9 protein-coding genes are annotated in these 11,635 nt (G+C 75.2%); 4 read left to right on the top strand and 5 right to left on the bottom strand.

The genetic code is table 11. The features are described from left to right. Positions 1–5: 5 nt before the first annotated feature. Positions 6–785, bottom strand: coding sequence for a GNAT family N-acetyltransferase (locus ACFV4F_RS33775; RefSeq protein WP_380508362.1), 780 nt, complete (start codon positions 783–785; stop codon positions 6–8). 494 nt (positions 786–1,279) lie between these two features. On the opposite strand from ACFV4F_RS33775, the gene ACFV4F_RS33770 reads away from it, so the two are divergent. After that, positions 1,280–1,600, top strand: coding sequence for a hypothetical protein (locus ACFV4F_RS33770; protein WP_380498070.1), 321 nt, complete (start codon positions 1,280–1,282; stop codon positions 1,598–1,600). 21 nt (positions 1,601–1,621) lie between these two features. Here ACFV4F_RS33770 and ACFV4F_RS33765 read toward each other — a convergent pair whose 3' ends face one another. Next, positions 1,622–3,844, bottom strand: a complete 2,223-nt coding sequence (locus tag ACFV4F_RS33765) for an MMPL family transporter (protein ID WP_380508359.1) — start codon at positions 3,842–3,844, stop codon at positions 1,622–1,624. Positions 3,845–3,976: 132 nt separating this feature from the next. On the opposite strand from ACFV4F_RS33765, the gene ACFV4F_RS33760 reads away from it, so the two are divergent. Further along, positions 3,977–4,618: a TetR/AcrR family transcriptional regulator gene (locus ACFV4F_RS33760; RefSeq protein WP_380508356.1), complete on the top strand. Its 642-nt coding sequence runs from the start codon at positions 3,977–3,979 to the stop codon at positions 4,616–4,618. 142 nt (positions 4,619–4,760) lie between these two features. Next, complete coding sequence (locus tag ACFV4F_RS33755; protein ID WP_380508354.1) at positions 4,761–6,905, top strand: ArnT family glycosyltransferase; 2,145 nt, start codon at positions 4,761–4,763, stop codon at positions 6,903–6,905. 53 nt (positions 6,906–6,958) lie between these two features. On the opposite strand, the gene ACFV4F_RS33750 is transcribed toward ACFV4F_RS33755, so the two are convergent. From ACFV4F_RS33750 to ACFV4F_RS33740, 3 genes are all read right to left on the bottom strand, one after another. Then, a complete protein-coding gene (locus tag ACFV4F_RS33750; protein WP_380446382.1) occupies positions 6,959–7,351 on the bottom strand; it encodes a hypothetical protein in 393 nt (130 codons plus the stop codon). Between the two features lie 135 nt (positions 7,352–7,486). Next, positions 7,487–8,776, bottom strand: coding sequence for an ABC transporter substrate-binding protein (locus tag ACFV4F_RS33745; protein WP_380508351.1), 1,290 nt, complete (start codon positions 8,774–8,776; stop codon positions 7,487–7,489). Then, positions 8,773–10,173 (bottom strand): hypothetical protein, encoded by a 1,401-nt coding sequence (locus tag ACFV4F_RS33740; protein WP_380508349.1) that lies wholly within the window; start codon positions 10,171–10,173, stop codon positions 8,773–8,775. The genes ACFV4F_RS33745 and ACFV4F_RS33740 overlap by 4 nt, the downstream gene beginning before the upstream one ends. A 234-nt stretch (positions 10,174–10,407) precedes the next feature. On the opposite strand from ACFV4F_RS33740, the gene ACFV4F_RS33735 reads away from it, so the two are divergent. After that, positions 10,408–11,511 carry an NADH:flavin oxidoreductase/NADH oxidase gene (locus tag ACFV4F_RS33735; protein ID WP_380508346.1) on the top strand — a complete coding sequence of 368 codons (1,104 nt, stop codon included), beginning with the start codon at positions 10,408–10,410 and terminating at the stop codon, positions 11,509–11,511. The last annotated feature ends 124 nt before the right edge of the window (positions 11,512–11,635 follow it).

Genomic DNA, 11,635 nt, shown 5'->3' with positions numbered 1-11,635 from the left:
ATACCCTATATCAGTGTGTCTCGTGGGCTGGGTGTTGTGTATAAGAGACAGGTGTTGGTCTCGTCGGCCTCGGCCCAGGCCGAGGCCGTCCCGGCGTGGTGCAGCGAGCCCAGTGTGTGGGCCAGCAGCGCCCGGGCGATGCCCCGGCGCTGCGCCTCGGCGCGGACGGCGATGAGGCCGATCCGCGGCCGGCGGGTGACCGGGGCGAGGCGGAGCAGGCCGAGGTAGCGGCCGTCCTGCTGTGCGACGACGTACTTCGACGGGTCGACGACGGTGGTGCCCGCCGGGCGGGGCAGTACCTCGGCCGGCATCGTCCGCCAGCCGGGGCCGGCCCCGACCTCGTCGCGCACGGCGCGGTCCAGGTCGTGCAGTGGGCCTTCCTGCGCCTGGCCGGCGGGCACGATCGTCACGCCCGCCGGGGGCCGTGCCGGGGCGAGCCCGGTGGTGTGCGGGTCGGTGGGCACGACGTAGGTCCGCTCGCGGCGGGCGGTGGTGAAGCCGAGCCGCTGCCAGGCTGCCACCGCGTCGTGGTCGGCCTCGTCGGCGACGGTGTGCAGCGGCGCCGGCAGGTCGGCGAGCATCGTGGCGGCGAGGCGGTCGCGGGCCGCGTCGTGCCAGGCGTCGATGCTGACGAAGAGCCGCCCGTCGGGCCTGTTCGAGGCGTCGGCGCGGCCGACGACCAGGTCGCCGTCGAGGGCCTGCCACTGCGTGTCGGCGGTACGGGTGACGGTGAGCGCGTGCTCGCGCGGGCCCGGGACGGGGTGCGGGGAAGAGGATGCGTTCATGGTGTTGCCTTTCGGGAGTGCCTTGTCGCAGGGGCTCCCGGGCGACACCAAACGTCAATCGCCCACCGTGACGACGAGGGGGAGCACCCACACGGATACAGCCTTCATGGGTCTCACACCTCCTCACGTTCTTTCACGGCTGCACAGACAGTAACAGCAAGGAGCGGACCGGCCCAACCGATTTACCGCGGGCGACTGCTCGTCTACCGATCGTCGACGGTCCGTTGACGCGCGCCGCATAGCTTCCTGAGCCTGCGACCCGCCCGGACCGCGGGCCGGTGCCGGAGGGAGGGGCTCTGCCTCGGCCGGGCCCGCGACGCGGTCCACCGCGTGTGGTGGCGCCCCACCGGGCGCGCCACCCCCGAGCTCCCGGGTCCGGACGGCCGTCTCCCCCTCGGCCGCCCGGACCCGGGCCTTTTCGCGCGCTGGCGCCGGGCGGTGTCCGTGCCGTGTGGGAGGCTGCCGCGACGGCGGCGGGACGGAGGGCCGGCGGGATGGGTTTCGGGGACGGGGTCTGGCGGCTGGTGCGGCAGGAGGAACTGCTCGGCGAGATCCTGGTCGACGGGTCCGACTTCCCGTGGCTGGAGGGGCGCTTCGTCCCCACGCCGGCGTTCGCCGCGGTGAAGCCGTGGTTCGACGAGTCGCTGGCCCTCCTTGAGGCGGACGGGATCGAGCGCTTCGACGACGTCTACGACCGGATCGCGCGGGCCCTGTCGCTCGTGGCCCCGTCGGGTCCGGTCGCCGAGTTCCTGTTGCACATCGAGGACGGCCGCGCCTGGTTCCGGTGGAGCGACGAACCGTTCGACGAGGACTGAGCCCGCGGATGTGATGACACATCAGGAATGGCTTCCGGCCAATGAGTTGGGCGGGGCGGGGTCGGCGTCGGCGGCCGGATGCCCGGTGTGGCCGTCGCCCTCGATGTCGACGTGCGGCAGCAGGCGGTCGAGCCATCGGGGCAGCCACCAGTTGCCGTCGCCGAGCAGGACCATGGTGGCGGGCACGAGCAGGCCGCGGACGACGGTCGCGTCCAGGGCGACGGCGCTCGCCAGGCCGACGCCGAACATCTTGACGACGGGGTCGTCGGACAGCAGGTAGCTCAGGAAGACCGCGACCATGATGAGGGCGGCGGAGCTGATGATCCGCCCGGTCGCGGCGAGGCCGGCCACCACGGCGCGGCGGTTGTCCCGTTCCCGCAGGTAGCCCTCGCGCACGGCGCTGAGCAGGAAGACCTCGTAGTCCATCGACAGGCCGAAGAGCACGGCGAACATCAGCAGGGGCACGTAGCCGGGGATCGGGACGGCGCCCTCCAGGCCGATCAGCCGGGCGCCCGAGCCGTGCTGGAAGACCGCGGTGAGCACGCCGTAGGCGGCGGCGACCGACACCAGGTTCATGACGGCGGCCTTGACGGCGACGACGGGCGAGCGGAAGGCGAGGAGCAGGAGGAGGCCGGCGACGGTCAGGACGAAGCCGACGACGAGCGGCATCCGCTGCGCGATGCGCGCGTTGAGGTCGGCCTGGGCCGCCGGGGCGCCGCCGACGTGCGGCACCTGGCCGCTGCCGGCGGTGGCGGCGGGCAGGACGTCCGAGCGCAGGCGGTGGACGAGTGCGGTGGTGGCCGGGTCGGAGGGGGCGGTGGCCGGGGTGACCTGCCAGCGGGCGGTGCGGCCGTCGGCGGCGAGGGCGGGCGGGCCGACGGCGGCGACGCCCTCGGCACCGCGCAGGGCGGTGGTGACGGCCGTCAGGCGCGGGTCGGTGTTCCCCGCGCCCGCCCGCACCGGCGCGGGCAGGACGTCGACGACCTGGAGCACGCCGTTGGCGCCCGGGCCGAAGGCCTGGGCCATGCGGTCGTAGGCGGTGCGGCTCATGGTGCCCCGGGCCTTGCCGCCGGCGTCCAGCTGGCCGAGGTGCAGGTGCGCCGCCGGGGCGGCGAGGGCGCCGAGCAGGGCGAGGCCGGCCAGCAGCAGGGGCCACGGCCTGGCCGCGACCAGGGCGGCGATCCGGCCCCAGCCGCGCGGGCGCCCGTCCGGGGCGGGGGCAAGGGCGGCCGGGCGGGGTGTCAGGAGCGTGCCGAGCAGGACGAGGACCGCGGGCAGGAGGGTGAGGTTGACGCCCAGCGCCACCACCACGGCGATCGCGGGTGCGAGGGCCAGGGCGTACAGCAGCGGCAGTCCGCCCAGGGCCAGGCCGGCCAGTGCCGCGACGACGGCGCTGCCGGCGAAGGCGACGGACTTGCCGGAGCCGGCGGTGGTGCGCACGGCCGCGTCCTCGACGCCCGCCCCGGCGGCGCGCAGCTCCCGGAAGCGGGTGAGCCCGAAGAGGGTGTAGTCGATGCCGACGCCCAGGCCGATCATCGCGGCGATGGTCTCGCCGGCCTGGGGGACGTCCATCAGGTGGCCGACCAGGCCGAGGACGGGCAGCGCGATGCCGAGGCCGACCACCCCGGCGAGCAGCGGCAGGCCGGCGGCGAGGAGGCTGCCGAGGGTGAGGGCGAGGATCACCAGGGCGGTGCCGAGGCCGATGGCCTCGCTGCGCCCGGTGCTCCCCCGGTCGACCGCCGCGGCGAGCTGGCCGCCGGGGGTCACCTCGATGCCGGCGGCGGTGGCCGGTGCGGCCGCGGCGAGCACGGCGTCGGTCGTCGCGGGCGTCACCTCCCGTCCGGAGACGTCGAGTTCGACGGAGAGGTAGGCGGTGTGGCCGTCGGCGCTCGTCGCCGCGGCGCCGGCCGGGTCGTAGGGCGTGGTGACGGCGACGACGTGCGGCACCGCGGCGATGGCGGTGGCGGCGCTGCGGACGGCGGCGGCGGCGCCGGGGTCGGTGAGCGGGGCGGCGCCGGCGGGGGTGTGCAGCAGGACCGGCTGCTTGCCGGAGGGCGGGGCGGGGAAAGCGCGGGTGGCCGTGTCGAGCGCGGCCTGGCTGTCGCTGCCGGGGATGGAGACGTCCTCGCTGGTGACCCGCCCGAGCAGCCCGACGGCGGTGAGCGCGGCGGCCAGCAGCAGGAGCCAGGCCGCGACGACGCGCTTGGGTCTGCGGGCGCACCAGCGCCCCACCGTGGTGAACATCTGCGGCGAACGGCCTTTCGTACGCGGCGGAAGGGCGTGCCGCCCCCACTGGAAACTTATTGCACTCCCCGTGCAACGCGTACACTTGCACTCGCGGTGCAAGAATGTCAACGAGAGTGCGGAGGAGCCCACGTGAAACGGTCCGAGACCGCCGCGCCCGCCGCGCCCGCCGCGCCCGCCGCCGACGGGCGCACGGAACGCGGGCGGCAGACCCGCGAGAAGATCGCCGACGCGGTGCTGTCGCTGCTCGACGAGAACCAGTCGCACTTCCCCGCCGACAAGGTGGCCGAACGGGCGGGCGTCTCCCGCCGGCTGGTGTTCCACCACTTCGCCGACATGGCCGAGCTCGCCGAGGTGGCCGTCAGCCGGCGCCTGGAGCAGCTCGCGGCCCGGATCGGACCGCTTCCCACCGAGGGGCCGCGGGAGCTGCGGGTCACGGCCCTCACCGAGCAGCGCGCCCGCATCCTGGAGGGCGTCACCCCGACCAGACTCGCCGTCATGCGGCTGGAGAACCCGTCCCCGCGGATCCAGGAGGCGGTGCGACAGATGATGGACTTCGCCCGCCTGCGGCTCGCCCAGGTCTTCGCCGCGGAACTCGACCCGCTCCCCGAACCCGCCCGGAGCGAGCTGCTCGACGGCCTGGACGCGGTGACCACGTGGAGCGCCTGGCACCACTGGCGCAGCTGCGGCCAGAGCCCGGAGGAGGCGCGGCACACCATGGCCGCCACCGTCCGCACGCTCCTCGCCGGCGCCGGACGGACGCCGCAGGGCTGACGGGGGCCGGCCCGGCAGGGGCACACCGATCGTTCACAGGTCGGGGGCGGAGTGGGCCGATCGGCGTGCTGTAGGTATAAAAATGACCAAACCGGGGTGCTTTCCAAGGGATCTCTCATGGACGCGCCCGAAGGTGCGGATCATGGCTCTCAACGTCCTCACCGCCCCCGGCCAGGCCCCGGCTCCCCCGTCGCGTGGCCGCAGGGCCCCGTGGAAGTCCCCCGACGACCAGCCCGGCTACGCCCGGCCCGCGCTGCTGGGGATCGCGGCCGTCGCCGCCGTGCTGTACGCGTGGAACATCGGCCACAGCCAGTTCCACGGCTTCTACGCCGACGCCGTGCGCAGCATGACGGAGAGCTGGAAGGCGTTCGTGTTCGGGTCGTTCGACCCGGCGGGCACGATCACGCTGGACAAACTGCCGGGGTTCCTGTGGCCGCAGGCGCTGTCGGCGCGGGTGTTCGGGTTCCACCCGTGGGCGCTGACCCTGCCGCAGGTGGTGGAGGGGGTGCTGTCCGTCCTGGTGCTGTACCGGGTGGTGCGGCGGTGGGCCGGGGCCGGTGCGGGGCTGCTCGCGGCGGCGGCGTTCACGCTGACGCCGGTGGCCGCGGGGCTGTTCCGCACGGCGGTCGAGGACGCCGCGTTCACGCTGCTGCTCCTGCTCGCGGCCGACGCGGCGCAGCGGGCGGCGCACGCGGCGCGGCTGCGCCCGCTGCTGCTGGCCGGGGTGTGGGTGGGGCTGGCGTTCCAGACGAAGATGCTGGAGGCGTGGGCGGTGCTGCCGGCGCTGGCGGCGGTGTACCTGCTGGCGGCGCCGGCTGCGCTGCGGCGGCGGATCGGGCACGTGGCGCTGGCCGGGCTGGTGACGGTCGTGGTCTCGGCGTCCTGGATGCTGGCGGTCACGGCGACGCCGGCGCGGGACCGTCCGTTCGTGGACGGTACGACGGACAACTCGGCGTTCAGCATGGTGGTCGGCTACAACTTCCTGAACCGGTTCTCGTCGCTGGGGATGAGCGCGGCGCAGACGGGCAGCGTGCAGGCGGTCCGTGGCGGGAACGGCGGAGGCGGCGGTGGTGGCGGTGGTGGCGGCGGTGGCGGGGGCCACGTCGCCGGGGCCGGTGCGGCGGGCGGCGAGCAGGGGGCCCGGGCGCAGGTCGCTCCGCGGGGTCAGGGCGGCGGCGGTGCGGACGACGGCGGCTGGACGAAGATGTTCGGCTCGCAGTTCGCCCCGCAGACCGGCTGGCTCTACCCGGTCGCCGTGGTCGCCCTGTTGTGCGGGCTGGCCTGGCGTCGGCGCGAGCCGCGCACCGACGTGCTGCGGGCGGGCTACGTCCTGTGGGGTGCCTGGCTCGGTGTGTTCTTCCTGGTCTTCAGTGCGGGCAGCGTCGGCGGCCACTCCTACTACATGGGGGTGATCGCGGCTCCGCTGGCGGCGCTGTGCGGTGCGGGGGTCGTGCTGCTGTGGCAGGGCTTCCACCGCGGGGGCGCGCGGGCGTGGGCGTTTCCGGGCGCGGTCGCCGGGACCGCTCTCTGGTCGGTCTTCCTGGCCCGGGAGTTCCCGTCGTTCCTGCCGTGGCTGGCGCCGGTCGTGGTGGTCCTGGGGGTGGCGGCGCTGGCGCTGCTCGCGGCGGTCAGGTTCAGCCGTTTCACCGGGCGGCGGGTCGCGCTGGCGGGCCTGGTGGCGGGTGTGGCGGCGATGCTGGTGGCGCCGGGTGCGTGGGCGTCCTCGGTGCTGGGCTCGGCGTACGGCGACTCGGGCATGGGCACCGTCGGTCCTTCCGGGGGCGGGCACGGCACCGGTGGGCGGCACGCGCTCGCGGGGGCGGGGGCCGGGCGCGTGCAGCGCGCGGGGTTCGGCGGGGGCGGGTTCGGCGGTTCCTCGGAGCACCTGACGGCGCCGGAGCAGGCCCTGTTCGACTATCTGCGGGCCCACCGGGGCGGTGCCCGCTACCTGTTCGCCGCCTCCAGCTGGAGCGCCGCCTCGCCGTTCATCCTGGCGACGGGCGAGGAGGTCCTGCCGATGGGCGGCTTCAGCGGTTCGGCGCCGTCACCGACCCTGGCGGAGTTCCAGCAGCTGGTCGGGGACGGCGCGTTGAGGTACGTCCTGGTCGGCGGGGCCGGCCGGCCCGGTGGCGGCGGCGAGGCGGCGGGGCCGACGACGGCCGCGGAGATCCAGTCCTGGGTGCGGACCGCCTGCACCGCCGTGCCGGCCTCCGAGTACGGCGGCGGGCGGGCGGCGGGCGACGACTCCGGCGGCCGGCAGCTCTACCTCTGCACGCGCGCGGGCTGAGAACGCCTCCGGGAACAGACCGGGCGGGTGCCGGCGGCCGGCGCCCGCCCGGTTCACTTCCCGGGGCTGCCCACCGACAGCTTCTCCCCGTCCACCAGCAGGCCGAAGAACGCCGCCGCGAAGATCGACAGCGCCGGGGCGGCCGCGGACCGGTCCGTGAGCCCGGTCATCAGCGCGCCGGTGACGGCGCCGAGGAAGGTGCAGCCCAGCAGCGCCCACCAGCAGAACCGCTGCCCCTTGCCCTGCGGGTTCGCCAGGGTGCCGATGATGAGGCTCACGATCCCCGACAGTCCGAGCTGGCCCAGGTTGGGCGTGGTGTCCTGGGAGAGTTCGTAGCTCAGGAACCCGATGATCAGTGCGAGCGCCGCCATGGCGAATCCCGAGACCCAGCCCTCCGGGAGGTCCAGTTCCTTCGCGGCCTTGGTGCGGGTGGGGTCGTCGCTCACGCAAGGACTGTAGGCGCCTCCTGCGTCCGGTGCCGGTCGCGGGCGCGCCGTGTTGGCGCCTGCCGCCCGGGCGGAGCAACCGGGCGCCGGCCCGGTCGGCCGCGGGCCACTCGACGGTGGGTCGGCGAGCACCGGTCAGGCGTGGACCGCGGCCCGGACCCGGTCCAGGTCCGCGAGCAGGGCGTCCAGCTGCGAGGGGTCGTTGGCGTAGGCGAGCACGGCCCGGTAGAACGCGCTCTGCATCGCGTCCGGCATCAGGTCGGAGGCGTCGAACCGCACCGCCCGGGCGTCGACCAGCAGTTGGCCCAGGCGGCGGGACAGGGCGTCCGGGTAGACGGTGGCGGGCACCTGGCGGTTGGGGCTCAGCGCACCGCCGCGGGCCACCCAGATCCGCTGCGCCTCGGGTGTCGTGAGGTAGGCGGCGAGCTGCTGGGCGGCCGGGGTGGCGTGGAACATGCCGAGCAGGTCGCCCGCCACCTCCTCGGTGCCCTTGAACCCCTCGTCGATGGCCGGGAACCGGGCGAAGTCGTAGTCCTCGCCGGCCTTGAGCCGCGGGTCGCCCTGCCGGTAGTAGTCCGTGATGAAGGACGCCGCGTGCTCGAAGTAGCAGCCCGGCTGCGGGCCGAACAGCGAGCCGCCCGAGCCGGCGAAGCCGGTGAGCAGCATGCCGCGGGCGTCACCGCGGACCATGCCCTTGGCGGCGACCACGTCTCCCCAGGTCTGCCAGGCCCGTTTGATCGCCGGGGAGTTCCAGGCGAGCGCGCCGCTCGCCCACTGGTCGTAGACGTCCGGTCCGGACTGGGCGAGGACGATGTCCTCCAGCCAGTCGGTGCCCGGCCAGCCGGAGGCGGAGCTCGACTCCAGGCCGACGCACCACGGGGGGACGCCCGACCCGGCGATCTGCCGGTCCAGGGTGTTCAGCTGGTCCCAGCTGCCGGGTGGTGTCCAGCCGTGTGCGGCAAGGGCCTTGGGCGAGTACCAGATGAGGCTCTTCACCGTGGCCTTGACGAACACGGCGTACTGCTTGCCGTCCACGGCGCCCAGCCGCACCCAGCTCTCTCCGTACTGCGCGGCCATGCCCGGCAGGTCGAGCGCGCCGTCGAGCGGGGCCAGGCGGCCGGCCCGGGCGTACTGCACCAGTTTTCCGGGGCTGGAGAGGACGGCGAGGTCGGGCGGCGTCCCGTTGCCGACCCGGTCGGCCAGCACGGTGTCGGAGTCCCGGGAGCCCTGGTAGTCCACCTTGATCCCGGTCCGCTGCTCGAACGGCGCGACCATGGCCAGGAACGAGTCCCGCTCGCTGCCGGTCCAGGTGCCGAGCACGTGGACCACCGGTCCCGACCGGCCGCCGCTGCAGGCGGTGGGGCCGGCGAGGGCGACCAGCAGCAGGGCGAGGGCGGCCCGCGCCCAGCGGCCCGCCGCGCTCATCGCGCGGCCCGGTACTCGTCGATCCGCGGCCAGAGGCCGCCCAGGCAGAGCAGCGCGATGGCGGCGCACAGCACCGGGAGCGCGCGGCCCAGGCCCAGGTCGGAGCGGGCCGCCGACTCGGCGTCGGCCAGCCGTTGCCGGTCCGGCTCCGCGAGCCGGGCCAGGTCGGCGTCGAACGCCGCGCCGGCGCCGCCCAGTTGGGCGGGGCCGGGGCCGACGGCGGTGGCCACCACGGCGGGGTCGGCGGCGGCCGCCGCGGCGGGGCCGCGGGTTGCGGCCTGCCGGCGCAGCTCGGCGTCGGCTGCGGTGAACTGCCGGAAGTCCTGGAGGGTGTGCACGGCGGCGTCCCGTTTCGCTGGGGAGGAGTCGGGGCGGAGGTCGGCGTCGATCAGGTCGGCGAGGATGCCGTGGAACGCGGGCGCCTCGCTCTCGGCCGCCGCGGCCTCTCCCGGCGTGACCGGACGGTCCGCCAACTGGCCGGTGTAGGTGGCGAAGTCGTCGGAGAGGTCCTGTCCGGGGACGGCCTGGACCACCGCCAGCGCGTCGCCGCCCGCCGCGTCGGCGGCGAGTGCGCGGGCCTGCCAGGCGGCGGTCAGCCGGGGCAGCGCCTCGTCGGCGGCGGTGGCGAAGGCCCGGTCGGTGTGCAGGGTCGCCGCCGCCGTCCAGCCGGCCAGCGCGAGCAGCAGGACGGACGCGGTGAGCAGGCACGGGTTGAGCCGCCGGTTGAAGTGGCGGCTCAGGAAGCGCTGGGTGGCGACCAGCAGGACCAGGGCGAGCAGCGCGGGGGCGAGGACGCCGAGCAGCACGGCCGGGGCGAGCCATCCGCTCTGCCGTTGCCGGTCCAGTTCCTGCTGCTCGGCGGCCCGCAGTTGCCGGACCTGGGCGAGGACTCCGTCGCCGGGTTTGTGCATCAGGTTCGTGGCGTAGCTCAAGTAGGCGGTGCCGAGGGCGCCTTGGCTCTCGGTGGCGTGCGCCTGCTCGATCAGGCCGGTGTACTCGACGAGCAGTCCCTCGACGGCCTGCAGGCGCCCGCTGCCGGCCGGGCCGGTCGCGTCGTGCTCGGCGGCCCGGGCGAGCGCCTGGTGGGCGGACTTCAGGTCGTCCTGGTAGCGCTGCCCCGGTCCGCTCAGGCGCACCGTCCCCGAGGCGAAGCTCCCGGCCGCGACCCGGTCCGCGTCGGCGAGCAGGTACGACAGCTGCGCGGTGTCGACGAGGGCCGGATCGGCGTGGGCCTCGGCGGCGGACACCGTCGTGTGCGCGCCGGAGAGCGCCGTCTGCAGCGTCCCCCACAGCGCCGCCGTGCACAGGACCAGCGCGACCACGGTCCGGCGCAGCCGGCCCGGGGTGGTGGGCGGCGCGGCGGGTCTGCCGCCGAAGCGGTGCGCCCGTGACCTCATGCCGGCAGTGGCCGCCATCCGCATCCCGCCCCCTGCTCGGCCCGTCAGGAGCCCGACGGATCGTCGCCCACCCTAGCCGCGCGACTACGGGGTGGCCACCGGAAAACGGGATATGACGGATCGTCAGCTCGGGGCCTCGCCGCCCAGGGAAAGCCCGCCCTTGCAATGGCAAGCGTATGCAACTATTGTTGCAGCAGATAGTGCACCTGCAATCAATGCCGCCGGGGAGCCTCCATGAGCACGACCCTCTTCACCCCCTACACGCTGCGGGAACTGACCGTCCCCAACCGCGTCTGGATGTCGCCGATGTGCCAGTACAGCGCCGCGCCCGACGGCGGGGCGGCCGGGGTGGCGACGGACTGGCACTTCACCCACCTCGCGGCGCGGGCGGCCGGCGGCACCGGGCTGATCATCGTGGAGGCCACCGCCGTCTCCCCCGAGGGCCGCATCAGCCCCTACGACCTCGGGCTGTGGAACGACACCCAGACCGAGGCGCTGCGGCGGATCACCGCCTTCCTGAAGGACCAGGGCAGCGTCGCCGCCATCCAGCTCGGCCACGCCGGGCGCAAGGCCTCCACCGAGCGCCCCTGGGTCGAGCGCGGGCGCGCGCTCGCCCCGCACGAGACCCACGGCTGGACCCCGGTGGGCCCCAGCGCCGTCGCCTTCTCCCCCGACCACACCACGCCGGACGAGCTGACGCGCGAGCAGATCCGCGAGATCGTCGGGCAGTTCGCGGACGCCGCCCGGCGCGCCCTGGAGGCCGGCTTCCAGGCCGTCGAACTCCACGGCGCCCACGGCTACCTGATCCACCAGTTCCTCTCCCCCGCCAGCAACCGCCGCACCGACGAGTACGGCGGCTCCTTCGAGGGCCGCACCCGCTTCGCCCTGGAGGTCGTCGACGCCGTGCGCGCCGTGTGGCCCGGGGAACTGCCGCTGCTGTTCCGCGTCTCGGCCACCGACTGGATCGCCGAGAACCCCGAGGACGGGCGCGAGGGCTGGACGCTGGAGGAGACCGTGCGCCTGGCCAAGGAGCTCCAGGCCCGCGGCGTGGACCTGATGGACGTCTCCACCGGCGGCCTCGTCCCCGACGCGAAGATCGACGCCGCCCCCGGCTTCCAGGTGCCCTTCGCCGAGGCGATCCGCAGCGGGGCCGGCATGCCGGTGGCGGCCGTCGGCCTGATCACCGAGCCCGCCCAGGCCCGGGACATCCTCGCCGCCGGCCGGGCCGACGCCGTCCTGATCGGCCGCGAGTTGCTGCGCAACCCCTCCTGGGCGCGCCACGCCGCCGCCGCGCTCGGCGGGCAGGTCCACTCGCCGGTGCAGTACCACCGCGCCTGACGGGCCCGGGCGCCCCGTGACGGAAGAAAGGGCGGCCGGCGGACCGCGCGGGTACGGGCCGAAGTGATGTGGCCGCCGGCCCCGTCCGGACGCAGACGGGGCCCGGATCACGCGACCGACCGAG

This window comes from Kitasatospora sp. NPDC059722, from assembly GCF_042733235.1.
Classification (GTDB): domain Bacteria; phylum Actinomycetota; class Actinomycetes; order Streptomycetales; family Streptomycetaceae; genus Kitasatospora.
The sequence above is the reverse complement of the archived record's forward strand: the minus strand, read 5'-3'. Positions and strand labels throughout refer to the sequence as shown.

Bases quoted from the DNA above. Each gene is read 5' to 3' on its own strand.
- ACFV4F_RS33775 (WP_380508362.1), bottom strand. From the start codon at position 785: ATGAACGCATCCTCTTCCCCGCACCCCGTCCCGGGCCCGCGCGAGCAC.
- ACFV4F_RS33770 (WP_380498070.1), top strand. From the start codon at position 1,280: ATGGGTTTCGGGGACGGGGTCTGGCGGCTGGTGCGGCAGGAGGAACTG.
- ACFV4F_RS33765 (WP_380508359.1), bottom strand. From the start codon at position 3,844: ATGTTCACCACGGTGGGGCGCTGGTGCGCCCGCAGACCCAAGCGCGTC.
- ACFV4F_RS33755 (WP_380508354.1), top strand. From the start codon at position 4,761: ATGGCTCTCAACGTCCTCACCGCCCCCGGCCAGGCCCCGGCTCCCCCG.
- ACFV4F_RS33745 (WP_380508351.1), bottom strand. From the start codon at position 8,776: ATGAGCGCGGCGGGCCGCTGGGCGCGGGCCGCCCTCGCCCTGCTGCTG.
- ACFV4F_RS33740 (WP_380508349.1), bottom strand. From the start codon at position 10,173: ATGAGGTCACGGGCGCACCGCTTCGGCGGCAGACCCGCCGCGCCGCCC.
- ACFV4F_RS33735 (WP_380508346.1), top strand. From the start codon at position 10,408: ATGAGCACGACCCTCTTCACCCCCTACACGCTGCGGGAACTGACCGTC.